Origin of the sequence: Variovorax frigidus (assembly GCF_051216515.1) — a bacterium.
GTDB lineage: Bacteria > Pseudomonadota > Gammaproteobacteria > Burkholderiales > Burkholderiaceae_C > Variovorax.
Genome location: NZ_JBPJZF010000003.1, coordinates 632,905 through 658,580, shown reverse-complemented (window position 1 = coordinate 658,580; position 25,676 = coordinate 632,905). Strand labels below are relative to the sequence as shown.

At 68.0% G+C, this 25,676-nt stretch carries 22 protein-coding genes; 10 read left to right on the top strand and 12 right to left on the bottom strand.

The genetic code is table 11. The annotated features are described in order from the left end of the window. On the bottom strand, positions 1–6,960 hold a 6,960-nt coding region (locus tag ACSFBC_RS12435; protein ID WP_435510628.1), incomplete at its 3' end, for an ESPR-type extended signal peptide-containing protein. A 793-nt stretch (positions 6,961–7,753) separates the two neighbouring features. On the opposite strand from ACSFBC_RS12435, the gene ACSFBC_RS12430 reads away from it, so the two are divergent. Then, positions 7,754–8,245, top strand: coding sequence for a dihydrofolate reductase (locus tag ACSFBC_RS12430; protein WP_435510627.1), 492 nt, complete (start codon positions 7,754–7,756; stop codon positions 8,243–8,245). Between the two features lie 84 nt (positions 8,246–8,329). Here ACSFBC_RS12430 and trhA read toward each other — a convergent pair whose 3' ends face one another. The 3 genes from trhA to ACSFBC_RS12415 form a co-directional block, all read right to left on the bottom strand. After that, the gene (gene trhA / locus ACSFBC_RS12425) at positions 8,330–8,944 is read right to left on the bottom strand and encodes a PAQR family membrane homeostasis protein TrhA (RefSeq protein WP_435510626.1); all 615 of its coding nucleotides are present in this window, start codon (positions 8,942–8,944) and stop codon (positions 8,330–8,332) included. 130 nt (positions 8,945–9,074) lie between these two features. Further along, on the bottom strand, positions 9,075–9,536 hold the full coding sequence (locus ACSFBC_RS12420; protein WP_435510625.1) for a hypothetical protein: 462 nt from the start codon (positions 9,534–9,536) through the stop codon (positions 9,075–9,077). A 465-nt stretch (positions 9,537–10,001) separates the two neighbouring features. After that, positions 10,002–12,026, bottom strand: coding sequence for a putative bifunctional diguanylate cyclase/phosphodiesterase (locus ACSFBC_RS12415; protein WP_435510624.1), 2,025 nt, complete (start codon positions 12,024–12,026; stop codon positions 10,002–10,004). A gap of 232 nt (positions 12,027–12,258) precedes the next feature. Between ACSFBC_RS12415 and ACSFBC_RS12410 the strand changes: the two genes are divergently transcribed. From ACSFBC_RS12410 to ACSFBC_RS12390, 5 genes are all read left to right on the top strand, one after another. Further along, on the top strand, positions 12,259–13,095 hold the full coding sequence (locus ACSFBC_RS12410) for an ABC transporter substrate-binding protein (protein WP_435510623.1): 837 nt from the start codon (positions 12,259–12,261) through the stop codon (positions 13,093–13,095). A 166-nt stretch (positions 13,096–13,261) separates the two neighbouring features. After that, entirely contained in the window at positions 13,262–13,957 is a 696-nt protein-coding gene (locus ACSFBC_RS12405; RefSeq protein ID WP_435510622.1) for an amino acid ABC transporter permease, read from the top strand. Next, on the top strand, positions 13,954–14,673 hold the full coding sequence (locus tag ACSFBC_RS12400; protein ID WP_435510621.1) for an amino acid ABC transporter permease: 720 nt from the start codon (positions 13,954–13,956) through the stop codon (positions 14,671–14,673). The genes ACSFBC_RS12405 and ACSFBC_RS12400 overlap by 4 nt, the downstream gene beginning before the upstream one ends. Beyond that, positions 14,670–15,404, top strand: a complete 735-nt coding sequence (locus ACSFBC_RS12395; protein WP_435510620.1) for an amino acid ABC transporter ATP-binding protein — start codon at positions 14,670–14,672, stop codon at positions 15,402–15,404. The genes ACSFBC_RS12400 and ACSFBC_RS12395 overlap by 4 nt, the downstream gene beginning before the upstream one ends. A gap of 234 nt (positions 15,405–15,638) precedes the next feature. Then, positions 15,639–16,646 carry an isopenicillin N synthase family dioxygenase gene (locus tag ACSFBC_RS12390; RefSeq protein ID WP_435510619.1) on the top strand — a complete coding sequence of 336 codons (1,008 nt, stop codon included), beginning with the start codon at positions 15,639–15,641 and terminating at the stop codon, positions 16,644–16,646. 13 nt (positions 16,647–16,659) lie between these two features. Here ACSFBC_RS12390 and ACSFBC_RS12385 read toward each other — a convergent pair whose 3' ends face one another. From ACSFBC_RS12385 to ACSFBC_RS12370, 4 genes are read right to left on the bottom strand one after another with little or no spacing between them, the layout of a single operon-like run. Beyond that, the gene (locus ACSFBC_RS12385) at positions 16,660–17,352 is read right to left on the bottom strand and encodes an amino acid ABC transporter permease (RefSeq protein WP_435510618.1); all 693 of its coding nucleotides are present in this window, start codon (positions 17,350–17,352) and stop codon (positions 16,660–16,662) included. Continuing rightward, a complete protein-coding gene (locus tag ACSFBC_RS12380) occupies positions 17,349–18,086 on the bottom strand; it encodes an amino acid ABC transporter permease (RefSeq protein ID WP_435510617.1) in 738 nt (245 codons plus the stop codon). The genes ACSFBC_RS12385 and ACSFBC_RS12380 overlap by 4 nt, the downstream gene beginning before the upstream one ends. Before the next feature lie 8 nt (positions 18,087–18,094). Further along, positions 18,095–18,739: a cysteine dioxygenase family protein gene (locus ACSFBC_RS12375; RefSeq protein WP_435510616.1), complete on the bottom strand. Its 645-nt coding sequence runs from the start codon at positions 18,737–18,739 to the stop codon at positions 18,095–18,097. A 5-nt stretch (positions 18,740–18,744) separates the two neighbouring features. Then, on the bottom strand, positions 18,745–19,575 hold the full coding sequence (locus ACSFBC_RS12370; protein WP_435510615.1) for a transporter substrate-binding domain-containing protein: 831 nt from the start codon (positions 19,573–19,575) through the stop codon (positions 18,745–18,747). A 201-nt stretch (positions 19,576–19,776) separates the two neighbouring features. On the opposite strand from ACSFBC_RS12370, the gene ACSFBC_RS12365 reads away from it, so the two are divergent. The 4 genes from ACSFBC_RS12365 (at position 19,777) to ACSFBC_RS12350 (ending at position 23,301) form a co-directional block, all read left to right on the top strand. After that, positions 19,777–20,748, top strand: a complete 972-nt coding sequence (locus ACSFBC_RS12365) for an aliphatic sulfonate ABC transporter substrate-binding protein (RefSeq protein WP_435510614.1) — start codon at positions 19,777–19,779, stop codon at positions 20,746–20,748. Then, positions 20,745–21,974 (top strand): N-methyl-L-tryptophan oxidase, encoded by a 1,230-nt coding sequence (gene solA, locus ACSFBC_RS12360; protein WP_435510613.1) that lies wholly within the window; start codon positions 20,745–20,747, stop codon positions 21,972–21,974. Before ACSFBC_RS12365 ends, solA begins: the two co-directional genes overlap by 4 nt. Before the next feature lie 69 nt (positions 21,975–22,043). Continuing rightward, a complete protein-coding gene (gene panE / locus ACSFBC_RS12355) occupies positions 22,044–22,976 on the top strand; it encodes a 2-dehydropantoate 2-reductase (protein WP_435510612.1) in 933 nt (310 codons plus the stop codon). Between the two features lie 67 nt (positions 22,977–23,043). Continuing rightward, entirely contained in the window at positions 23,044–23,301 is a 258-nt protein-coding gene (locus ACSFBC_RS12350; protein ID WP_435510611.1) for a DUF3253 domain-containing protein, read from the top strand. Positions 23,302–23,314: 13 nt separating this feature from the next. On the opposite strand, the gene ACSFBC_RS12345 is transcribed toward ACSFBC_RS12350, so the two are convergent. From ACSFBC_RS12345 to ACSFBC_RS12330, 4 genes are all read right to left on the bottom strand, one after another. Then, entirely contained in the window at positions 23,315–23,485 is a 171-nt protein-coding gene (locus tag ACSFBC_RS12345; RefSeq protein ID WP_435510610.1) for a hypothetical protein, read from the bottom strand. 248 nt (positions 23,486–23,733) lie between these two features. Continuing rightward, complete coding sequence (locus ACSFBC_RS12340) at positions 23,734–23,919, bottom strand: DUF3606 domain-containing protein (protein WP_435510609.1); 186 nt, start codon at positions 23,917–23,919, stop codon at positions 23,734–23,736. Between the two features lie 137 nt (positions 23,920–24,056). Further along, positions 24,057–24,266, bottom strand: a complete 210-nt coding sequence (locus tag ACSFBC_RS12335; RefSeq protein WP_435510608.1) for a hypothetical protein — start codon at positions 24,264–24,266, stop codon at positions 24,057–24,059. Positions 24,267–24,385: 119 nt separating this feature from the next. Beyond that, complete coding sequence (locus tag ACSFBC_RS12330) at positions 24,386–25,606, bottom strand: YeeE/YedE family protein (protein WP_435510607.1); 1,221 nt, start codon at positions 25,604–25,606, stop codon at positions 24,386–24,388. Positions 25,607–25,676: the final 70 nt, after the last annotated feature.

The window sequence follows — 25,676 nt, the reverse complement described above, 5'->3', positions numbered from 1 at the left end:
CACGGACCTCTGCCCGATGGCCACGCTGTCCGTGCCCGTTGCACTGGCGTCCGGCTGCGTCGAGTTCGCCTTGAAGTACTTGATGCCACCACCATTGCTGATGTTGTTCACCACCGAGCCCACGTTGCTCAGCTCGGTGTTGGTCGCGTACAGCTGGCTGCCGTTGACCGCATCCGTGCTGCTGGCGGTCAGGCGGCCTGCGGCCACGTTGGTAATGGTGCGCTCTGCGCCGACGCTGCCGACACTGACCGTGCTGGTTGGCGCGCTGCCGGCGAAGGTCACTGCCTTGCCATTGATCGTGGCACCGGTCGTGGCCACTGCGGTGTCGGTGACCGAGCCGTTGCCCAGCGCCACGTCGCTCGCGTTCTTGGCCACCGCGTTCGGGCCGATCGCCACGCTGTCTAGGCCCTGGGCTTGGCTGTCCGCCAGCGTCGAGTTCGCCTTGAAGTACTTGATGCCGCCACCGTTGCTGATGTTGTTCACCACCGAGCCCACGTTGCTCAGTTCGGTGTTGGTCGCGTACAGCTGGCTGCCGTTGACTGCGTCGGTGCTGCTGGCGGTCAGGCGGCCTGCGGCCACATTGGTGATGGTGCGTTCCGCACCGACGCTGCCCACGCTGACCGTGCTGGTCGGCGCGTTGCCTGCGAAGGTCACGGCCTTGTTATTGATCGTCGCACCCGCGGTCGCCACCGCGGTGTCCGTGACCGAGCCGTTGCCCAGCGCCACGTCGCTCGCGTTCTTGGCCACTGCGTTCGGTCCGATCGCCACGCTGTCCAGCCCTTGCGCCTGGCTGTCAGGCAGCGTCGAGTTCGCCTTGAAGTACTTGATGCCACCACCGTTGCTGATGTTGTTCACCACAGAGCCCACGTTGCTCAGTTCGGTGTTGGTCGCGTACAGCTGGCTGCCGTTGACGGCGTCCGTGCTCGTTCCACTCAGGCGGCCTGCAGCCACATTGGTGATCTGGCGCTCAGCACCCGCTGCACCCACGCTGACCACACCGCCCGCAGCAGGTGCCGCGCCAGCGAAGGTGTAGTTCTTGCCGTTGACCGTCGCATTGGCGGTCGGATTCGAAGCCGCCACCGTCGACTTGTCGCCCAGCACCACCGCGCCATCCAGGCCGGAGTCGACGGTGATGTTGTTTCCCACCACGAAGGCGTTGTTGGCGACGACGGTGTTGCTGCTGCCGATCGCGCCCGAGTTGTTGCCGGTGACTCTGCTGAAATAGCCCACACCCACCGCCTGCGTGCCCGCGGCCTGCGAGCCGTCGCCAATGGAGACCGACGAACTGCCGCCCGCGTTGGCTCCCGTGCCCAACGCCACCGCATTGAGTTGAGAAGCCTTGCTCAGGTAACCGACCGCGAGGCTCTGCAGGCCTGACGCGTTAGAGGAAGCGCCGACGGCCAGCGCGTAGTTGTCGGTCGCCCTGGCGCTGAAACCCATGGCCACGGCTCTACTGCCCGAGGCGTTGGCGGCTTCGCCCAAAGCCGCTGAGCTGTTACCGGATGCATTGGCGCTGGAACCCAGGGCCACGGCTTTGCTGCCCGAGGCGTTGGCGGCTTCGCCCAAAGCCGCTGAGCTGTTGCCGGATGCATTGGCGTTGGTGCCCATGGCCATGGCGCTGTTGTCGGATGCCTTCGCGCTGTTTCCCATGGCGATCGAAGACCCGCCAGAAGCCGTGGCATTGACACCCATGGCGCTGGCACCGAAGGCACTGGCGTCGGCGTTGGTGCCCAACGCCATCGCATTGGTGTTGGAAGCCTTGCTCAGGTAGCCGACCGCCAGGCTCTGCAGGCCCGATGCATTGGACGAGGCGCCAGCGGCCAACGCGAAGTTGCTGGTCGCCTTGGCGCTTTCTCCCAAAGCCACTGCGCTGTTACCGGTGGCGGTGGCGCTGTTGCCCAGGGCAGTGGCACTGCCGCCTGTGGCGTTGCTGTTGACGCCGATGGCACTGGCACCGAAGGCACTCGCATTGGCATTGACGCCCATAGCGATCGAATCTGTACCGCTGGCCACAGCCGCCGGCCCGACCGCCACGCTGTCCGTGCCCAGTGCCTGGCTGTCCGCAGCGGTCGATTTCGCACGGAAGTACCTGATGCCACCGCCGTTGGTGATGCTGGTTACCACCGAGCCCACATTGCTCAGCTCCGTGTTGGTCGCGTACAGCTGGCTGCCATTGACCGCATCGGTGCTGCCCGCGATCACGCGGCCTGCGGCCACGTTGGTGATCTGGCGCTCCGCGCCCACTGCACCCACGCTCACCACATCGCCCGCGGCCGGCGTCGTGCCCGCGAAGGTGTAGGCCTTGCCATTGATCGTCGTGCCCGTGGTGGCCTGTGCAGCCGCCACTGTCGATTTGTTGCCCAGCACCACGGCGCCGTCCAAGCCAGTTCCGACGGTGACGTTGTTGCCCAGCACGAAGGCATTGTTGGATGCGACGTTGTTGCTAACGCCCAGCGCGGCGGAGCTGTTGCCCGAGACCTTGTTCGCGACCCCTACGGCGGCGGAGAGTGCGCCACTGACGGCGTTTTGCGCTCCGACCGCCACAGCGCCTGCGGACGAAGCACTGCTCCCGGACCCCAGCGCCACAGCCTGGTCGCCCGACGCGTTCGCGGAGAAGCCCGCAGCGAGCGACGCACTTCCGGTCGCACTTGTTGGAGCTTCCGTACGAGCCCCAATCGCCACGCCACCGTTTGCTGCTACCGCTCCATTCCCGAGTGCGGTGGAGACATCCGTCGATTTGGCTTTGTCGCCCAAGGCCACGCCACCGCCGGCCTCGCTGTCTGCGCCGATGGCAACGCCTCGATAAACCAGCCCCGGGATGGCGGTGCTGATCCCGCTGTAGGCCACGCTGTTGGCCCCGATGGCAATCGTCCCGATTTCCGCGGCATTGGCGTTGTTGCCCATGGCCACCGAGTTCGCGCCCCCCGCCACAGCCTTCGGCCCGATCGCCACGCTTTCCGCACCCACCGCAACGCTGTCGGCCTCCACCGAATTAACCTTGAAATACTTGGTCGGCGCGCCGTTGATCACAAGCTTGTTCACCGCCAGGTTGGTCGCGAACAGCTGGCTGCCGTTGACCGCATCGGTGCTGGTGCCGCTCAGCCGGCCCGCGGCCACGTTGGTGATCTGGCGTTCCGCATTGGCAGCGCCCACGCTCACCGTGCTGGTGGGCGCGGTACCCGCGAAGGCGTACCCGATGCCATTGATCGTCGTGCCCGTGACAGGCGTCGCGGCCACCGCCGCCGAGCCATCGCCCAGCACCACGGCGCCGGTCAGGCTGGCGCCGACCGAGACGTTGTTGCCCATCACGAAGGCTTTGTCGGCCGCGACGGTGTTGTTGTTGCCGAAGGCATAGGAGCCTGCACCGGTCACGGTGTTCGGGTCGCCGAAGGCACCCGAGTTGTTGCCACTGACCTTGTTGCCCGTGCCCACGCTCAACGACTGCGTGCCCGTGGCCTGCGCGCCGTTGCCGATGGCGATCGACGAAGTGCCCGATGCCAAGGCGTTGTTGCCCACAGCCACTGCATTGTCGAGGCGGGCGGCGGAGTTCGCGCCGACGCTGACCCCGTTGCTGCCGGCCGCGTTGGCGCCCGCGCCCACCGCCACCGCATTGGTGTTGGAAGCTTTGCTCAAATAACCGACCGCCACGCTCTGCAAGCCAGACGCATTGGAAGAGGCGCCGGCGGCCAGCGCGAAGTTGCTGCTCGTCTTGGCGCTTTCGCCCAAGGCCACTGTGCTGTTGCCGGCTGCACTGGCGCTGTTGCCCAGGGCGGTGGCACTGCCGCCAATGGCGTTGCTGTTGACGCCCAGGGCGCTGGCACCGAAGGCACTTGCATTTGCATTGGCGCCGAGCGCCACGCTCTGGTCGCCCGAAGCCGCGCTGTTCCCCCCCAGCGCAGCGCTGGTGGCACCGGAAGCATTGGCACTCGTTCCCACCGCCACCGCATTGAGTTTGGAAGCTTTGCTCAGATAACCGACCGCCAGGCTCTGCAAGCCCGAAGCATTGGAAGTGGAGCCAACGGCCACCGCGTAGTCACTGTTCGCCTTGGCGCTCGCACCCACGGCCACTGCGTTGGTGCCGGATGCGTTGGCGCTTTCACCCAGGGCCGCCGCGCTGTTGCCGGCTGCACTGGCGCTGTTGCCCAGGGCGGTGGCACTGCCACCCGTGGCCTTGGTATTGACGCCCAGTGCGCTGGCACCGAAGGCACTGGCATTGGCACTGGCGCCGAGCGCCACGCTGCGCTCACCCGAAGCAGCGCTGTTGACCCCGAACGCAGCGCTGCCGTCCCCGGAAGCACCCGCACCCGCACCCACGGCGACCGCACCGCCACCGGTCGCATCGGCACTCGTACCCAGCGCCACCGCATTGATTTTGGTAGCCGTCGTCAGAGAGCCGATCGCCACGCTCTGAAGACCTGAAGCATTGGCGCTCGAACCGGCTGCCAGCGTGTCGTCGGCCAATGCTCTGGCGCTGTTGCCAAAGGCGGCGGACCGGCTGCCGGAGGCACTGCTGCTTTCACCCACGGTAAGTGCGCTGGCGCCGGACGCGACGGCGTTGGTGCCCATGGCCATTGCGTTGACGTTGGACGCACTCGCAGCATTCCCCAGGGCCACAGCATTGTTGCCAGCGGCCTTGCTGTTGACGCCCAGGGCGCTGGCAGCGAATGCACTGGCATTGGCACTGGCACCGACCGCCAGCGCGTAGTCACTGCTCGCCTTGGCGCTGGCACCCACGGCCACTGCGTTGGTGCCCGTTGCGTTGGCGCCTTCGCCCACGGCCGCTGCGCTGTTGCCGGCTGCAACGGCGCTGTTGCCCAGGGCCGTGGCACTGCCGCCCGTGGCCTTGCTGTTCACGCCCAGGGCGCTGGCACCGAAGGCACTCGCATTGGCACTGGCGCCAAGCGCCACGCTCTGATCGCCCGCAGCCGCGCTGTTTCCCCCGAACGCCGCGCTGGTGGCACCGGAAGCATTGGCACTCGTTCCCACCGCCACCGCATTGAGTTTGGAAGCTTTGCTCAGATAACCGATCGCCACGCTCTGCAGGCCCGAAGCATTGGCGCTCGAACCAGCTGCCAGCGTGTCGTCAGCCAGTGCTCTGGCGCTGTTACCAAAGGCTGCGGACCGGCTACCGGTGGCACTGCTGCTTTCGCCCACAGTCACTGCGCTGGCGCCGGATGCGACGGCGTTGGTGCCCATGGCCATTGCGTTGACGTTGGACGCACTCGCAGCATTGCCCAGGGCGACGGCACTGTTGCCATTGGCCTTGCTGTTGACGCCCATGGCGCTGGCACCGTTGGCACTGGCATTGGCACCGGCGCCGACCGCCAGCGCGTAGTCACTGCTCGCCTTGGCGCTGGCACCCACGGCCACTGCGTTGGTGCCCGTTGCGTTGGCGCCTTCGCCCATGGCCGCTGCGCTGTTGCCGGCTGCAACGGCGCTGTTGCCCAGGGCCGTGGCACTGCCGCCAGTGGCCTTGCTGTTCACGCCCAGGGCGCTGGCACCGAAGGCACTGGCATTGGCATTGGGGCCGACCGCCACCGCAAGCTGCCCGGCGGATTGCGCGCCCTGACCTGCGGCCATGGAGTTCGCCCCCGCCGACACGGCATCCGGCCCGATGGCGATGCTGTTGGCGCCCGTGGGAACACTGTCCGCGCCGCTCGAGTTGGCATTGAAGTACTTGGTGGACGCGCCGTTGGCCGCGAGATTGGTCACCGCCAGATTGGTCGCATTCAGCTGGCTTCCGTTGACGGCATCGGTGCTGCCCGCGTTCACGCGGCCGGCCGCCACGTTGGTGATCTGGCGCTCCGCCCCCCCAGCCCCCACGCTGACCGTGCTGGTGGGTGCGGTGCCGGCGAAGTTGTAGGTGGTGCCCCTGAGGATCACGTTGGTGACGGGCGTCGCGGCCACGGCGGCCGAGCCGTTGCCGAGCACCACGGTGCCGGCCAGGCCGGCGCCGACCGAGATGTTGTTGCCCATCACAAAGGCGTTGTTGGCCGCGACCGCGTTGTTGGTGCCGATCGCGCCCGAGTTGTTGCCGCTGACCTTGCTGAAATAGCCAACGCCCACCGCCTGCGTGCCCGCGGCCTGCGAGCCGTCGCCAATGGAGACCGCCGAACTGCCGCCCGCGTTGGCGCCCGTTCCCAAGGCCACCGCATTCAGGTTGGAAGCCTTGCTCAGGTAGCCGGCCGCCAGGCTCTGCCCGCCAGAAGCCGTGCTTGAAACCCCAAGCGCTGAACTCTGTGCCCCGGAAGCCGTGCTCCCGTTCCCGATCGCTGTACTCTGCGCAGCCGATGCCAAGGCTTCGAAGCCCACGCTGACGGCCGACTGCCCCAGCGCCTGCGCCACCGCACCGATGGCAACCGCAGTGCCCGCCGTCACCTTGGCCTTCGGTCCAATACCGACCGAACTCGACGCATTGGTGAGCGTCGCGCCAATCGCCACCGCACTCCCACTGTTGGTCACGGTGTTGGCGTTGAAGGGATCGGCCGCATTGATGAAGACGAAGCTGTGGCTAGATCTACTGACCTGTGTGCGGCCAATATTTGCCCCCTGATTCGAGGGCTGGAAGACGACCGAACCGCCCGAATTGGCGTCCAGCGTGATGCCACTCCCCATCACGATGGATTGAATCGCGTTGTTGGTCACCCCGTAGCCAATGGCAATGGCCTGGCCCGCACCGGCTGAGACGTTCGACCCGATGGCCATCGCCGGCGCGTCGGTCGTGACTTGTGCCTTGTAGCCGTAGGCCTGTTGATCGGCGGCGGTCGTGGGGTCGCCGCCATCCAGCGCCCCAGCCACCGCAGGCGCCATCACCCCCGCCTGCAGCAGGAGGCCCGCTGCCAGCACCGCCCGGGTGGCCTTCCGGCTCCGGCTGGATTTGCTTCGACCCGTCGCCAGCTCGGATGCGGCGACCCAGGCGCCCAGCGACTCGTTCCAGATTGTTTTGTATGACTTGTTCACTTGAATTCCCCTCAATGTTTGGATGAATCCTTGCCCATCTCGCTATGAATCATTTAACGCGACAAGCAAATTAGAAATAGACGTTTGTCAACGGATGTATGCACGACCCGCGGATTGCAAACTTTAGTTGAGGAAAAAAATCGCTATCACGAATATTCAGAACTGAGAATATGAAAAGAGCGCATCTGGATGATTTAGCGCACGCCACGCCCGGGGTTTGGCCGCGCCCTCACGGCCTCGCAAAGGAAGGAGCGGAGCTGAGGAGGCGGCGGCGCCTCCGCCTCAAGGATCAAGGGTTTCAGAGGGGAGCGGCGGGTGAACCGAGAGCGGGGCCACGCCTTTGGGCGTTGCGAAAGCAGACGCTCCTGGCGAATGAAAGCTGATTTCCATCCGGCAGCAATACCGGTCGCCAACGCGAGATCGAATTCCACGGCATGGCGCCTGGAGGGTCTGAATGCAAGCCTGATTTCGACCCGAATTTGATGCAGGAGGACGCAGATCCTCGAAAATCGGAGTCGGGACCGATGTCTTTCACGGAAAAGGCGGCGCAACCTTTTTATTCCTCTGCAGTCAATGATCTCTGCAGCCAAGCCTAATAAGAACTTACTAAACCCCTGTAAATCCTAATCCTCTTCTTCAGGCCATTTCGAATTGCAAGGTCGGCATCGAAAGCCCCCGTCCGGCCGGCATGGAGATAATCAGGCACTCCGCCACCACCTGCCCACCCTCTTGCGCTTCACTCCTGACCCGGATGCCCGGGCTCGGGCGACCGCCAGACAGCTTCCAACACCCCATGCGCCTCAACCTGATCTATGCACGCGCCGCCAACGGCGTGATCGGCAAGGACAACACCCTGCCCTGGCACCTGCCGGAGGACATGGCGCACTTCAAGCGCATGACGGCCGGTTGCCCGGTCCTGATGGGCCGCAAGACCTGGGACTCGCTGCCGCCGAAATTCCGCCCCTTGCCGGGCCGGCGCAACATCGTGTTGACGCGCCGGGCCGATTGGCAGGCAGCGGGCGCCGAGCGCGCGGCCGGTCTGCCCGAGGCGGTCGCGCTGTGCGCTGGCACGGCCGAGGTGTGGGTGATCGGCGGCGCGCAGATCTATGCGGAGGCCGCGGCGCTGGCGCAGCGCGCGGTGGTGACCGAGATCGCACGCGACTTCGAGGGCGATGCCCACGCGCCCTCGCTGGGCACGGGCTGGCGCGAGACCGCACGCGAAACGCATGTGTCGAGCACCGGCCTGCCCTTCAGCTTCGTGACGCTCGAAAGAAGTCCTGCATGAACAGGCGCCGGCTGGCCGGCCTCTGAGCCTGCTAGGGCCTGTTAACGCTATTTCCGGGGATCGCGGAAATAGCGTTAACAGGCCCTAGGCCAGCAGGGAACGCAGCGCGATGCAGTGACTCGCGCTGCCGCCCAGCACGAACAGGTGCCAGACGCCGTGCGCATGGCGCCAGCGGCCGTCGCGCGCGTAGAAGACCACGCCGCCGGTGTAGAGCAAGGCACCGGCCAGCAGCCATGGCAGGCCGGCGGCGGGAAAGCGCTCGACGATGGGCAGCACCGCCGCGATGCCGACCCAGCCCATCAGCACGTAGAGCGCGACCGCGGGGGGCCGCTCGCGCGTCGGCAGCAGCTCGCGCGCCACGCCGTACAGCGCCGCGGCCCAGACCGCGGCGAACAGGCTCCAGCCCCAGACGCCGCGCAATGCGACCAGCGCCAGCGGCGTGTAGGTGCCGGCGATCATCAGGTAGATCGCGCAATGGTCGGCGCGGGCCCAGGCCGCCTTGGCGCGGCCGCGCGTGCCGTGGAACAGCGTCGACGCGGCATAGAGCGCCACCATCGCCGCGGCGAACACGCTGAAGCTCGCCACCCGCCAGGCGTCGTCCGACGCGGCGGCCTCGCTCACCAGCACCACCGCCGCGGCCAGCGCCAGCAGCAGGCCGACCCCGTGGGTGAAGGTGTTGAGTCGCTCGCCCTCGTGCATGCGCCGGTCCTTTGGTGATGCCTCGTCGGAGATGGCCCCCGGCGGGCTGGATGGTGAAGGCTGCGAGTCTGGCGCTCGCGAGTGTCCGCTGCATGACGGGGCCGCTGCACAGGTCAGGCGGCGTTGTCCCTCAAGCGCCTTGGCGCAGCGCGCTCTGCGTCGGTGACGCTGCAAGGCCCGTCGCTCCCTCCGACGGACCGCAACGCCGCAGGCGCAGCCGGAACTCCTCGTCGTCGAAGGGCGCGAGGATGAAGTCGCGCGGCAGCACCCAGCGGACCTGGTGCACCGCGTCGATCTGCCGCTCTTCCAGAATCAACAGGCCCGCCACCGAGTTGGAAATCGTCCGGCAGACCCGCTCCAGGCCGAGGACCACCCGGGACACGTCGCCGGGGAAGGCCATCACGAGCAGGTCGAAGCGCTTGGCGCTGGCCAGGCAGGCCGAAACGAGGTCGTCGACGCTGGCGAAGGGGATCACCTCGTAGCCTGCGTCTTCCACCATTGCGCAGCAGCGACGACGCAGGGTTTCGTCGCGCGCGAGCACCCCTGCACAGGCAGTCTTGGGGAATTCGGGTCGGGCGGACATCGACTTCATGCCCCTGCGCCGCTCAGCCGCGGCGCATGCCGGATCACCTCGGGACAAGCGGGCGCACCGGCTGCAGTGCCGGTCATCTGTGAGAAACGGGTGGGGATCATGCGTGCAGTCAACGTTGGGAGGAGCCAGCCCATCGGCCCGGCGGCGCAGCCCGTGGGCGGCGGGCGGGAAGCTCACGAAGCGCACACGGGACTGCCTCCGTCGAAGACGATTCGGCAAGTCATTCTTATGGCCTGCACGAGGGGCGTCATGGGTCTTTGATGACCATTCATGACTGTTTATGACGGCGCCCGACTGTCAATGGCTCGCCTCCCCTCTGGTGCGTGGCTTCGACGGCGGCAAGCCGTCCTCACCCAGCGACAACGGGCACCTCAGAAAACGCCGGCAAGCGTGATATCCGTCACAGCCATGTCAAGACGCCCACAAGCACGTTTCGGTGTGCGGGCCCTGGCGACGACCGGCGCGCTAAGCCAGTGCTTGCCGCTGAAGCGCCCATTCGGCGATCTCGGGCAAGGGGGCGGGCCGGGCGAAGTGGTAGCCCTGCGCCAAGGTGCAGCCCAGTGCCCGCAGGGCGCTGAGTTCTTCATGCGTTTCCACGCCCTCGGCGACGACCTGGATGTTCAGCGAATGCCCGAGCTGCACGATCGAGTTGACCAGCACCGTGTTGCCGGGCGAGGCCGACAGGCCCGAGACGAAGCTGCGGTCGATCTTGACCTGGCCGACGTACTCGCTGCGCAGCGAGGCCAGCGAGGAATAGCCGACACCGAAATCGTCGACCACGATCGTCACGCCGGCGGCCGAGAGCGCGGCCAGCCGGGCGCGGGTCGCGTGGGTGTCGAGCGCGACCTCCTCGGTGATCTCGATGTGCAGCCGGCTCGGCGCGATGCCGTGCACCTGCAGCATGCCGAGCACGATCTCGTCGACCGCCAACTGGCCCATCTCGCGCGGCGAGACGTTCATCGCGATCGGCACCTGGGCCAGCGCCGAGCCTTCGGCCTCCAGCTGGTGCATCGCCAGACAGACTTCGTTGAGGATGTGGCGCAGCAGCTGCTCGGCGACGCCGGTGCTGGCCGCGGCAAAGACCACGCGCTCGGGCGCCACACTGCCGTGCCGCGGATGGTTCCAGCGCAGCAGCGCCTCGAGGCTGTGGATCTGCCCGCCCTCGCTGGTCACGATCGGCTGGTACCAGACGCCGATCGCACGGGTTTCGATCGCCTCGAGCAGATCGCGCTCGACATCGCGGCGCGTGGCCAATCGCAGGTTCAGCGCTTCGTCCACGACCTGGTAGCGGTTGCGCCCGGCACGCTTGGCCTCGTAGAGCGCCTCGTCCGCCAGGTCAAGGGCCTCGGCGATGTCCACGGTGCCCGTGCCGTCGGCCACCGCGATGCCGATGCTCACGCCCAGGTGGCCGCCGTAGTGCGCGGTGGCGAAAGGGATCGCAGCGATCAGCGCCTCGGCCACTGCGGTGGGCGCTTCGGCATCGCCCCGTGGGCAATAGAGCACCGCGAATTCATCGCCGCCCCAGCGGCTGAGAATCGCGTTCAACGACCACAGCTCGCGCTGCAGCCAATCGGCCACGTCCCGCAGCACGCGGTCGCCCGCCTTGTGGCCGAAGGCATCGTTGACCGCCTTGAAGCCGTCGAGATCGAGCAGCAGCAGGCAATGCGCGCGGCCGGGCCGGGCGGCGATGAAGGGCAGCGCGGCCTGCATGAATCCTTCGCGGTTGAGCAGTCCCGTGAGCGCGTCGTACGAGGCGCGGCGCGTCAGTTCCTGCGCCGAAGCCTGCAGGTGCTTGTGTGCCTCGCGCAACTGCGAGGCCATCGCCGTCGCCTCGTTCTTCAATCGACTGCCGGCCCGGAAAGCCCTCTGACTCAGCAGCGAGCCGCGCACCAGCGCCCCCAGGTACAGCAGCACCATCGCCGCCAGGCTCAGCGGGTCGAAGCCGCCCGCGTACACCAGGCACCCCATGACCGACAGCAGCGGCGGGATGACGAAGCTGATCGGCACCGCCGCGTACGCGATGCCATAGGTGGCCGCGCCGGCACAAATGCCGCACACCACGGTCAGGTAGAACAGGGTCTGCGGCGAGGTGTAGCCGTCGCACAGCAGCGGAATCAGCGCCCAGACCCCGCCCGAGGCCGCGGCGCAGCAGGCGGCCAGCCGAAGGTGCCACTCGACCGGCTTCGCATCCGCCGAAACCGCGACCCCGCGTTCGGGCGTGACGCCGGGCGACGGCGCGAAAGGCAGGCGGCAGACGAAGATGCGCGCCGCGTTCACCAGGAGCGACAGCAGCAGCCACCCCAGGCCGCCGATCGCGCGGTCCGAATTGAACGCCACCAGCATGACCACCAGACTCAACGCGATGTTGATCGGGATGACGGCCAGCACGCTGCGCCGAACCGTCACCAGCTGGTCGGTCCGCACCATGCGCGACAGGACCTCGGTATCGACGGGCGCGACGAGCGCTGGAGGGGACACACGGAGGTTCATGACAAAGGGCGCCGCTCAGGCCACCCGGCGGCGTAGAGTAGGCGACGAGTTTACAGAATGCTACATATTGCTGCCACACCGCGGCAGCCGCTCTTCCCGGCTGGGCACGTGGAATTTGAATATGCCGAAACGGTTGTTCCCAAACCTGGCCGACCTGTTTAGTCTCGCGGCCGGACGTGAGGCCGGCGCGTCGCCGGTCGAACCCCGAACCGCCTTCACGGAGAACAAGAAAATGCGCATCCGGCCCATCGCCACCCTCGCCGCCTCCCTCGTCGCCGCCACCTTCGGGTGGGCCGGCCTGGCCCATGCCGACCAGCTGGCCGACATCCAGAAGAAGGGCGAACTCGTCGTCGGCGTGCTCGGCACCGACGAACCGGCCACCTTCATCGACCCCAAGACCCGGCAGATCGTCGGCTACGAAGTCGACCTGGCCAACGCCATCGCCAAGAAGATCGGCGTGAAGACCGTGCTCAAGCAGATCGCCGTGGCCGCGCGCATTCCGGAACTGCAACAGGGTCACGTCGACCTGGTCGCCGCCGGTCTCACGCACAACAAGGAGCGCGAGGCGCAGATCGACTTCTCGCTCACCACCTTCGTGACCGGCCAGAAGGCGATCGTGAAGAAGAGCAGCGGCATCACCGAGGTGCCGCAACTCGCGGGCAAGAAGGTGCTGACCATTCGCGGCGGCACGCAGGAACCCAACATCCGCAAGGCCGTGCCGAACGTCGAGGTCGTGACCTTCGACACCAGCCAGCAGGCCTTCCAGGCGCTGCAGCAGGGCAAGGGCGTCGGCTATGTCGACGACGAGGCCGCGTTGCTGCGCAGCTACGCCAAGCTCGGCGCGCAGCAGGCGCAGTACGTGGTGCTCAAGCAGAACCTGAGCACCGAGGCGCTGGCCATCGGCATCAAGAAGGGCGAGACCGGCCTCAAGGCCGTGGTCGACAGCGCGCTGCGCGAACTCGAGACCTCGGGCGAAGCCCAGAAGATCTTCTTCAAGTGGTACGGCCCGAAGACGGCCTCGGGCTTCCAGACGCGCGATTTCAAGCTCGACAGCGACAAGATCGACTGAGTGGTGTTTCTCCTTCCCCTTCCGGGGGAAGGCAGGGATGGGGGCTCGCGGCCTCTGCACATGCAGCAGGCCGTGACGCGTTGGTCGCCGCCGTGCCCCCACCCCAACCCTCCCCCAACGGGGAAGGGAGCCAACACCCTCGCGACGGTGCTACCGTCGCTTTCTCATGCCCCTGTTCGACTATTCCTTGCTGCTCACCGGCAAGTACCACGACATGCTCGTCGCCGGCCTGCTGCTCTCGCTGCAGCTGATGGCGGCTGCGTTGCTGTGCGCGCTGCCCATCGCGCTGGTGGTCGCGCTGCTGCGGCTGTCGCCGGTCGCGTGGCTGCGTGCGATCGGCTTCGCCTACGTCGAGGCGATCCGCAACGTGCCGCTGATCGCCCACATGCTGTTCTGGTATTTCGGCGCGCCCGAACTGCTGCCCGACGGCCTCCGCGAAAAGCTCTATGCCGGGCCGATCGAGGCCATCAGCGCGGTGATCGCGCTGTCGCTCTACACCGCGGCCTTCATGGCCGAGGACATCCGCAGCGGCATCCGCGCGATCCCGACGGTGCAGATGGAGGCCGGCCGCGCCCTGGGCTTCGGCTTTCTCGCGACCATGCGCCGCGTGATCCTGCCGCAGGCGCTGCGCGTGACCGTGCCGCCGCTGATCTCGCAGACCCTCAACCTCTGGAAGAACACCTCGATCGCCACCGTGATCGGCGTGGCCGAGCTGATGTACCAGGCCGGCCAGGTCGAGAGCGAAACCTTCCGCAGCTCCGAGTCCTTCGCCTTCGCCACCCTCGCCTACCTGTCGGTCTCGCTGGGCATCACCGGCCTGGCGGCCTGGTACCACCATCGCTTCCCGGTGCGCACCACATGATCGAACTCATCGATACGTACTGGCTTTACTTCCTGGTCGGCCAGTACCCCAACGGGCCGCTGGGCGGCCTCGCGCTCACCGTGATCCTGGCGGCGCTGGGCCTGGTGCTGGCGCTGCCGCTGGGCATCGTCTTCGGGCTGGCGCGCGTGAGCCCCTACCACTGGCTGCGCTGGCCGGTCACGGCGCTGGTCTTCGTGGTCCGCGGCATCCCGCTGCTGATGGTGATCTTCTGGGCCTACTTCTTCCTGCCCAGCGTCACCGGCGTCAAGACCGACCAGTTCACCACCATGCTGATCGCGCTGGTGGTGTTCGACGCGGTCTACCTGGCCGAGATCGTGCGCGCCGGCATCCTGAGCCTGCCCAAGGGCCAGATGGAATGCGCGCGCGCACTCGGCCTGGGCTACGTCCGCGCGATGCGCCTGGTGGTGCTGCCGCAGGCGCTGCGCAGCATGCTGCCCTCGCTGGTGAACCAGTTCGTCTCGACCATCAAGGAGACCTCGCTGGGCTACATCATCGGGCTGGCCGAGGTGTCCTTCATCGCCACGCAGATCAATACGCAGGTCTTCACCCGACCGGCCGAGGTCTACGGCATCCTGGGCCTGACCTACTTCATCCTGTGCTTCGGCCTCTCGCGCTTCGCCTACTGGCTCGAACGGCGCCAGACCCGCCGCACACCCGCCCTGGCTTCGAAGAAGACAACGAAAATCTCCGCATGATCGAACTGCAGCAAGTAAACAAGTGGTACGGCAGCTACCACGCGCTGGTCGACGTCACCGAGACCATCCCGCAAGGCGAGGTGGTGGTGGTCTGCGGCCCCTCGGGCTCGGGCAAGTCGACGCTGATCCGCACGCTCAACCGGCTCGAGCCGATCCAGTCGGGCCGCATCGTGGTCGACGGCAAGGACATCCATGCGAGCGGCACCGACGTCAACGCCTTCCGCTCGCGCATCGGCTTCGTGTTCCAGCAGTTCAACCTGTTCCCGCACCTCACGGTCTTGCAGAACTGCACGCTCGCGCCCTCGCACCTGCTGGGCCTGAGCGCGGCCGCGGCGCAGGAACGCGCGCTCGCACTGCTCGAAAAGGTCGGCCTGGCGAACAAGGCGCAGGCCTGGCCCAGCGAACTCTCGGGCGGCCAGCAGCAGCGCGTGGCGATCGCGCGCGCGCTGGCCATGGAACCGCCGCTGATGCTGTTCGACGAACCCACCAGCGCGCTCGACCCCGAGATGGTCGGCGAGGTGCTGATCGTGATGCGCGACCTGGCGCGCGAGGGCATGACCATGGTCTGCGTCACGCACGAGATGGGCTTCGCGCGCGAGGTGGCCGACCGCGTGCTGTTCATGGACGAAGGCCGCGTGCTCGAACGCGCCACGCCCGACGACTTCTTCAACCGCCCGCAGCACCCGCGCGCCGCGCAATTTCTGTCCGACATCCGTTCGCCGTTCAAGTGACTCCCCCCCAGGCTCCGCGCACTGCGTGTCGCTTCGCCAACCCCCTACCGGGGGCAATACCAGCGGCCCGGCAAAGCCGGTTCCGCGGTATCACTGGGCTCTCCCCCAGTCTTCGCGCACTTCGTGTCGCTTCGCCAACCCCCTTGCAGGGGGCAATACCAGCGGCCCGGCAAAGCCGGTTCCGCGGTATTCCTGGACCAAGCCAGTGATGGCCGCTTTTTCTCAAGGCTTCGTATGACCACTCGTCCCTCGTCCCTTCCCCTCATCGACGTCTCCGCCCTCGTCGCCGGCACGCCGGAACGCAGCACCGCCGCTGCGCAGATCGGCGAGGCCTGCCGCGCGCACGGTTTCTTCTACGTGGTCGGGCACGGCATCGACCCGGTCCTCACGCAGCGCCTCGAAACGCTGAGCCGCACCTTCTTCGCGCTCGACGAGGCGACCAAGCTGCGCTGGCGCATGGAACTGGGCGGCGCGGCCTGGCGCGGCTACTTTCCGCTGGGCGGCGAGCTGACCTCGGGCCGCCCCGACTGGAAGGAAGGGCTGTACCTGGGCAGCGAACTGGGCGAGGACGATCCGCGCGTGCAAGCGCGCCTGCCGGTGCACGGACGCAACCTGTTCCCCGAGCTCGAAGGCTTCAGGCAGACGCTGCTCGACTACATGGCAGCCGTCACGCAGTTGGGCCACAAGCTCATGGAAGGCATCGCGCTGAGCCTGGGGCTGGAGGCCGACTACTTCCATGCGCGCTACACCGCCGACCCGCTGGTCCTGTTCCGCCTGTTCAACTACCCCACGCAGCCGATCCCCGAGGGCTCCAACGTCGAATGGGGCGTGGGCGAGCACACCGACTACGGGCTGCTCACCGTGCTGCGCCAGGACGACATCGGCGGCCTGCAGGTGCGCACCGCCCAAGGCTGGATCGACGCGAAGCCCGTGCCCGACGCCTTCGTGATCAACATCGGCGACATGCTCGACCACATGACGGGCGGGCTCTACCGTTCCACGCCGCACCGCGTGGTGCGCAACACCTCGGGGCGCGACCGGCTGTCCTTCCCGCTGTTCTTCGACCCCAACTTCGAGGCGCGCGTGCAGAAGATCGACGGCCTGCCCGTGCCCGCGTTGGTCGACGACAGCGCCACCCGCTGGGACCAGGCCAACGTGCACGCCTTCCACGGCCGCTACGGCGACTACCTGCTGCAGAAGGTGTCGAAGGTGTTCCCGCAGCTGGTGCAGCAGGTGCTCTGACACCGCGACGGCGTCAGGCGCCGCGCTGCGGATCGCGCGGCACCAGCGCCCACACGCCGCGCTCGAGTGCGGTGCACAGCAGCCAGTAGATCGCGCCCACGAGCATGAACAGCTCGGCCGGATAGACCATGGTGCGCGCGTTCACCTGCGTCGCGACGAACGAGAGTTCGCCCACGCCGACGATGTAGGCCAGCGAACTGTCCTTGACCAGCGTGACCCACTGGTTGATGAACGACGGCAGCATCATGCGCAACGCCTGCGGCAGCACGATGTGGCGCAGCGCGCGCCAGCGCCCCATGCCCAGCGACAGCGCCGCATTCCACTGCCCCACGGGCACGCCGCGGATGCCGGCATGCACCGCGTGCGACAGGTAGGCGCCGCCGACCAGCGAGAGCGCGCACATCACCGACAGCACGCCCGGCACATCGATGCCCAGCGCGATCGGCAGCAGGAAGTAGGTCCAGAAGACCAGCATCAGCACCGGCATCGCGCGGAAGAAGCCCAGCACCGTGACCAGCAGGCGATGCGCGGCGCCGCGGCTCATGGCCAGGGCCACGCCGAAGACCAGCCCCAGCACGGCGGACGCCACGGCCGAGCCCGCGCTCAGCAGCACGGTCAGCGCCGCGCCGCCCAGCGGCCCGTCGGGCCAGGCGCCCCAGAGCAGGTACGGCAGGTTGTCGACCAGGGTTGCGATGGCACCGCTCATGTCTTCACCCTCGTGCGCCGCACCGCCCATGCGCTCGTCCATTCGAGCAGCGCGATCGTCACGATGTAGAACAGCGTCGCGAAGCCGAAGGCCTGGAAGGTCTTGAAGGTGTCGGCCTCGACCTGGCGCGAGGTGTACGACAGCTCGACCAGACCGACGGCCATCGTCAGCGAGGTGTTCTTCACGATGTTCATGTACTGCCCGAACAGCGGCGCCAGCGCGATGCGCACCGCCTGAGGCAGCACCACATGGCGCTGCACCTGCGCGGCGCTGAAGCCCATCGCCATGCCCGCATGCACCTGCGCGACCGGCACGCCGCGGATGCCGGCGCGGATCTCTTCGCCCACATAGGCCGTGGCGTAGAGCACCAGCCCGACGATCGCGGTGAGGAATTCGAAGGACGGCCAGTGCAGGCGCACACCGGCCACGCTCACAGCGTGCCCGGCGTTGAGCCACTCGCGCGCCGCTTCGGGCAAGAGCGCGGGCGCACCGAAATACCAGAAGAAGAGCTGCACCAGCAGCGGCGTGTTGCGAAACAGCGAGACGTAGACCGCGGTGGCGCGGCGCAGGCCGGGCCGCGGGCTGCCGCGCGCGGCCGCGAAGACCAGGCCCAGCGCGGTGGAGGCGACGATCACCAGCAGCGACGCGCCGATGGTCATGCGCCAGCCGTCGAGCAGCCAGCCCAGGTATTTGGGCGCGAGCAGTTGTTCGCGCGCGTTCGCGAACGCGTCCACCCACGCGTTCACGAGAACGCGTCGGCTGCCGGGTCCACGACCGGGCGCAGCACCTGCGGCTGCGCCGGCTGCGTGACGCAACGTCCCGAGGCGGTGTCGAAGTCCAGCCGCTCGGGCAGGTCCGTCAGGCTGCGGCCGTAGAGGTGCAGGTGCTTGATCGCACGCTCGCCCTCGATCGCCACGCTGTGGATGTCGTGCGGCCCGAAGGCGATGTGCGCGCCCGGCCCGATGCGCTTCGCACCCGTGCGTTCGAGCTTGGCGTTGCCGGGCCCTTCGCCGCCGTCGGTGCGGCGCCAGAGCACGTTGGGCTCTTCGCCCTCGATGCCGGCCACCACCGCCCAGGTCGAGTGGTCGTGCGGCACCGTGCGAAAGCCCGGCGCCGGCCGCCAGAGATAGAGCGCATGCGTGCGGTCGGCCGATTCGGCCAGCAGATAAAGCGTTTCCCCTGCGGCCTCGGCGGGTGCGGGGAAATGCGCGTCGGGGAACAGCGCGGGGTCCGCGGCCAGTCGGGACAGCAAGGCGCCGACCCGCGCGAGCACCGGGGCCGGCGGATCGACGTCGGCGCCGACCCAGGCCTGCACCACGGTCATCGTGCGTGCGACCGCGCGCGCCCTGACTTCGGCGACGTCGCCCTCGATGACGGCTGCACTCATCCGGTTCAGCGCGAAGCGACGCGTTGCTCGCCGATCTTCAGCAGGCGCGGCAGTGGCGCCTTGCTCTCGGGGCCGAACCAGGCGTTGTAGATGGCCACGGCGCGGCCGTTCTTCTCGATCTCGGTGAGCCAGCTGTTGAGCGATTCGAGCAGGCGCGTCTCGCCCTTGGGCACGGCCGCGCCCAGGTATTCCTTCGACACCGTGATCGCCGGGATCTCGTACTTTTCCTTGTCGGGCAACTGGCCCCACTGCGCCGTGAGCTTCACGCCGTCGTTGGTGATGGCCTGCACGTTGCCGTTGCGCAGCGCGGCCAGCGCGAAGGGTGAATCGTCGTAAAGCACGACCTTGGCATCGGGGTAGTTGGTGCGCAGGTTGGTCTCCATCGTCGTGCCCTTCTCGGTGCCGATGCGCAGGTCCTTGAGCTGGGCCGCGTCGGTGAGCACGCCCTTCTTCGCAAGGAACTGCTGGCCGACCAGGAAGTACGGCGTGGTGAAGTCCACCACCTTGGCGCGTTCGTCGGTGATGGTGAAGCTGGCGAACACCACGTCGACCTTGCCCGAGGTCAGCAGCGGGATGCGGTTGGCCGGATTGGTCGGCACGAACTCGATCTTCACGCCCAGGCTGTTGGCGAATTCGTTGGCCAGGTCGATGTCGTGGCCGACCTGCTTCTTGGTCGTGGCATCGATGTAGCCGAAGGGCGGGTTGCCGTCGAAGGCCGCCACACGCAGTACACCGGCCTTGCGGATGTCGTCGAGCTTGTCGGCCAAGGCGCCGGCCGGGAAGGCCAGCGTGCCGAGCAGCGCGAGGCCGCCGAGGATGAATTGTTGGCGCTTCATGCGTCCTCCGTCCGTGATGGGAAAAACGCGACTCTAGGCAGCCGCCGGCGGCGCCGCAACGAAGCGTTTCTTGCTTGCATATGCCCCCACAGTTGGGGCATGAGCAAATGAGAAATCCGTCGTGGCGCAACGATCGGGGGCGGCCTACGCTGGCCCCCCTTTTCGCTAAACGGCGCCCTCGCGGCGCATCAGGACCCTCTCATGCAATCGATCTCCTCGCCGCGCCGCCGTGCCTTCCTGCAAGCCGGCGCCGGGGCCGCCGCCGCCATCGCGGCCGGCCCGCTGTTCGCTCAGGCACCCGCCAAGGTGATCCGCATCGGCTACCAGAAATTCAACACGCTCAACATCCTCAAGGGCACGGGCCAGCTCGAGACCGCGCTGGCGCCCGCCGGCATCCAGGTCGAGTGGCGCGAGTTCCTGGGCGGCAGCCAATTGGCGGAAGCGCTGTCGGCCAACGCGATCGATTTCGGCCATGCCTCCGACGGCATCGGCGTCTTCCAGCAGGCCAGCGGCAAGGGCCTGGTCTACCTCGCGGCCGAGAGCCCCTACCCCGGCGGCGTCGGCTTCCTTGTGCCCAAGGATTCGCCGATCCGCACGGTGCGCGACCTCAAGGGCAAGCGGGTGGTGACGGGTCGCGGCTACAACACGCAGTACGTGCTGATCAAGGCGCTGCAGGCCGCGGGCCTGAGCTACGAGGACATCGAGCCGGTCTACATCCTCACCGCGTCCGACACCGTGGCGGCCTACCAGTCGGGCAGCGTGGCGGCCATCGGCCTGTGGGATCCGTTCCTGGCCGGCGCGCAGATCGCGACCGATTCGCGCCTGCTGTTCGACGGCACCGGCCTGAGCGGCAACCGCACCTACCACTTCGCGCAGCCCGGCTACGCACGCGCCAACCAGGAAACGCTCAAGACCGTGTTCGCCGAACTGCGCAAGGCCAACACCTGGGCGCAGGCGAATCCCAAGCAGGTGGTGGACACACTGGCGCCACAGCTCAAGGTCGAGCCCAAGGTGCTGGCCCTGGCGACCGAACGCCGGCAGTACGGCGTGGTGGCGCTCACGCCAGAGATCGCACGCGAGCAGCAAGGCCTGGCTGACGTGTTCGCGCAGCAGAAGCTGATCCCGAAACCGATCGAGGTGAAGGATGCGTTCCTGAACCTGCCGATCCTGTGAGCAGCGCAAGGAGCCCGGGCGGCAGCCACTACGACGTCATCGTCGTCGGCCTCGGCGCCATCGGCGCGGCCACGCTCTACCAGCTCGCCTTGCGCGGCGCGCGCGTGCTGGGCATCGACCAGTACGCGCCGCCGCACGACCAGGGCTCGTCGCATGGCGAGTCGCGCATCACGCGGCTGGCCATCGGCGAAGGCGATGCCTATGTGCCACTGGTGCGGCGCTCGCACGCCATCTGGCGCGAGCTCGAGGCCAGCACCGGCCGCGCGATCTTCGAGCAGACCGGCGGCCTGATCCTCGCACCGCGCGACCGCATCGCCGCGCACCACGGCAAGCCCGACTTCGTGCGCCGCACCATCGACTGCGCCACGCGCTTCGACATCCGCCACGAGGTGCTCGACGCCGCGGGCATCCGCGCGCGCTACCCGCAGTTCGCGCTGCAGGGCGACGAGTTCGGCTACTTCGAACCCGAAGCCGGCTTCGTGCGGCCCGAACAGGCCATCGGGGCACAGCTCGAAGCCGCGCGCGGCCTCGGCGCCACGCTGCGCACCGGCGAGCGTGTGCAAGCCGTCGAGCCGCTGGGCAACGGCGACACCACCGCGGTGCAGACCGCCGGCGCGCGCTTCACCGCCGACCGCGTGGTGATCGCCGCGGGCCCGTGGCTGCCGGAGTTTCTGGGCCGGCAGGCGCGCGCCGACTGGCATGCCGACTTCGCCGTCTACCGGCAGGTGATGTACTGGTTCGACACCGGCACCGCCGCACCCGACTTCGTGCCGGGCAAGCTGCCGATCTTCATCTGGATGTTCGGCGATGCGCAGGAGGACTACATGTACGGCTTTCCGTCGTCCGACCCTTCGCAGCCCGCGCTCAAGGTCGCGACCGAGCAGTACGCGCGCACGACTTCGCCCGACGCCTTGCAGCGCGAGGTCGGTGCCGAAGAAGGCGCCGCCATGTACGCGAGCCGTGTCGCCGGCCGCTTCCCGCAGATCGACGGCCGCCTGCTCAAGGCGCGCGCCTGCATGTACACCGTGACGCCCGACCGCCATTTCGTGATCGATGCGCTCGACGACGCGCCGGGCGTGCTGATCGCCTCGGCCTGCTCGGGCCACGGCTTCAAGCACTCGGCCGGCGTGGGCGATGCGATCGCCGACCAGGTGCTGGGCCGCGCCGGCGGCATCGACCTCAAACCTTTTTCACGCCACCCTCCAGGCGAGCGAGGCTCGGCGTAGAGTACGCCCCCGGGTGATCGCGGCAGCATCGCCGTCGATCTTTTTCTGTCTGACTCGGGAGTGATAAAGATGAGATTCCTCGTGGTGGGTGCCGGTGCACTCGGTGGTTATTTCGGCGGTCGATTGCTGGAGGCGGGGCGTGACGTCACCTTCCTGCTGCGACCTCGGCGCGTGGCGCAGCTCGCCAAGACCGGGCTGGTGATCCAGAGCCCGCGGGGCAACCTGCAGTGGCCCGCGCCCAGGCATGTGCTGGCCGACGGCATCGACGGTCCCTACGACGTGATCCTGGTGGGCAGCAAGGCCTACGACCTCGCCTCGACCATGGACTCGTTCGCACCCGCGGTCGGACCGAACACCGTGATCCTGCCGCTGCTCAATGGCATGCAGCACATCGACGCACTGGCTGAGCGCTTCGGCGAAGACCGCGTGCTGGGCGGGCTGTGCCTGATCTCCGCCACGCTCGACGACGAGGGCCGGGTGCTGCACCTCAACGACACCCACGACCTCGACTACGGCGAGCGCGCGGGCGGCCGCTCGGCCCGCGTCGACGCCATCGCAGCCCAGTTCGCGGGCGCGAACTTCGGCAGCAACGCCAGCGAGAACATCCTGCAGGAGATGTGGGAGAAATGGGTCTTCATCGCCTCGGCCGCGGGCGTCACGACGCTGTTGCGCGCGTCCTTCGGCGAGATCGTGGCCGCCGGTGGTGAAGCCGTGTCCCTGTCGATCTTCGACGAGTGCAGCGCCATCGCCGCCCACAACGGCTTCGCGCCCCGCGCCCCGGCCGTGCAGCGCGGCCGCGCCTTTCTCACGATGCCTGGCTCGCCGATCACGGCCTCGATGTACAAGGACATGGCGCGCGGCGCGGCGGTGGAAGCCGACCACATCATCGGCGACCTGTTGCGGCGCAAGGCACCGGGACAGGAAGCCACGCCATCGGTGCTGCAGATCGCTTACGTCAACCTCAAGGCCTACGAGGTGAAGCGCGCCAGCGTGGGCCACTGACGGCGCAACAGGCCTTCAGCAGAACCGTGGCGCGCGGCACAAGCTCTCTTCCTTTTCTGCCATTCGCATGACGGACCAGAAGATCATCGACGCGATCTGGACATTGCTCGACGCCCGACCGGCGTCTGCGTCGATCTGCCCCTCGGACGTGGCACGCATGCTGACATCGGACGAGGTGGCCTGGCGTGCCCTGATGCCCGAAGTCCGACGGGTCGCCGCTGCGTTGGCGGCAGACGGACTGCTGCGCGCCACGCGCGGAGCGAGCACGGTGGACGCGCAATCGGCGGGCGGCCCCATCCGTCTGCGCCGGCAGAGGAACGGTTGACGCGGCTCGGCGATCAGGTGTCGTTGGGACCCTCGGTCGCGTCGTCCTCCTTGGCATCATGCTTGAGCGCGGGCTTCTTGCCCGGCTGCGGTGCGTGCTCCGCGCCGGGTGCGATTTCTTCGCCGTGGTGTTTCTTTTCCTGCTGCACTTTTTTGTCGTGCGCGACATTGCGTGGATCGGTCATGCAACGACTCTCTGGTGCGGGCGCATTGAAACGAGTGGGACACCGCGCCGCCGCGTCGCAGGCAGGCGGGCCGGATGCGGCACGCAGTCGGCGCCGGATCCACGCGCATCTCGCACCGGGTTCTGCGCTGCGCGCATGCAGGCGAGCCCCGCAGCGGATCCGGCCTGGCGTTCATGCGTTCCAAACTCCAGGCGGTCACCCCTTCTCCGGCAGGACAAGCGAAGCGCAAGCCCCGATATTGCGTCGAATCAGCGCCTCGGAAGCCCCAGATAGGCACGCACGTCCCCTGTCATCACGCCCGCGAACATGACCGCTGCACGAAGCTTCGTTTCGGACACGCCGAGCAGCTGGGTCCAATAGCGAAGCTCGTGCTCTTCATCGAGATCGATGCGGGTGGCGTCTGCCGGGCCGCGGATGTACGAGTCGTCTTGCATGGGGCTCTCCGTTAGATCGGAGACAGTGCCGCGGGCCGCCCGCGCACCAGGCCGGAGGAGGAAGGGAAGCCGCGTCGGACAACGCCCGACACCGGCCCGCTCGACGCTTGCCTGGCACCGGGGCCGAGGTCACCGCCTTACCAGGAGTGCGCCAGCGCGGGGGCTGTCGGCGGGCGACGGGTTGCTGCAATCTGAACCCGCCGTAGCGCACGCAAGGGCACGTAGCCATGCGGCGCACGCCGGGCCGCGGCATGCACGGACAGCGGTGCCACGCGCCACGCCTGGCGCGTCACGCCGATCACGCGTCGCGCCTGGTCGACCGGGGAAACAGGGGGCTGCTGTGTCATCGCATTTCTCATTTTTTCAATGGCCTTCGCCGGACGCGATTCTGCGAGGGCCGATGCGAAAGCCAAAGACCGATTGCGCATGAGGAACCTCGTTGCGCGCAGACCCCACACACGCGCCGTCAAAGGCTCCAGCGCAGGCGCAGTCCGGCCCACACCGCGAGCAGCACCGCCGCACCGAAGACCCATCCTGACAACGCCCCGGCCATCGTGCCGGAGAGCAGATTGCCCACGGTGCAACCCAGGCCGGTCATCGCCCCCCAGCCCAGCAGCACGCCGCCGCCCAGGCCGCGCACGGCCTGGCGCAGGCTGGGCAGCCGCGGCGTGAACTGGCCGCTGGCCAGCGCAGCGGCCAGCGCGCCCGCCACGATGCCCGCAATGAGCAAGGCGTTGGGCGTCTGCCAGAAATACGCGAGCACGGCCGTCACGCAGCCGCCGAAGGTGTCGAGCCCTTCGAGCCGCGCGGGCACCAGGCCCTGGTGTTCGCCGACCGTGCGTGCGGCACTGCCCAGCGCCGCGGTCACGCCAAGGGGCCGCAGGCGCAGCACCACGACCACCGCGAGGGCGCCGACCGCGACACCGCCCCACACCGCGGGCCAGCGACCGACAAAGGCCCGGCGCAAGGCGGCGCCGAAGCTGGCGGCACGCGGCAATGGCGCCCCCTCGGGCGGGAGCCGGCGCCAGAGCAGCGCGGCGAACCCGGCCAGCAGGCCCAGTTGCACGGCGGCCGATCCGGCATAGCCCAGGTGGTGCGGCAACCAGACCACGGGCGCGGTCGCGATGGTTGCGCTGTAGAGCGCGTTCCAGGTGTTGAAGCCCAGCACGAAGCCGGCGGCCGAGCCGATCAGCGCGAAGGGCGCAGTGGGCGAGCCCTCGCCCAGCCGGTACCAGTGCGCGCTGATGCACGAGCCCGACACCACCATGCCCAGGCCGAAAGCCAGGCCGGCCAGCACCAGCGCCCAGCTCACCGGGCCGATGTGGGCATCGGGCGGCAGGCGCCCCGGCATGGGCACGGGCAGCCAGCCGGTCATGACCACATGCATCCCCAGCGTGCCGACCGCCAGCGCCGCGACGATGGCCAGCAGGCCGCGCGCATCGCCGCGCTCGAAGTAGTCGCGCGCGTGGCAGTAGAAGCAGAAGCGCGAGCGCTGCAGCACCACACCCAGCAGTGCGCCCAGGCCGGCGGCAAAGGCCAGCGCACGGCCGCCGCTGCGTTCGCCCAGCGCGTGCACGCCGACCGCGGTCAGCAGCACGACCAAGGCGGCGGCGATCCAGCCCACACGGCCGGCGGCCGGTCCATCGGACGCCGGAATCTGCGTTGTCGTCGTCGTCATCGAACCCACTCCTCACGAAAAAAGGGCGGACCCCCAGGTCCGCCCGAACGTCGTTACCACACGACGAGGAGACAACGTG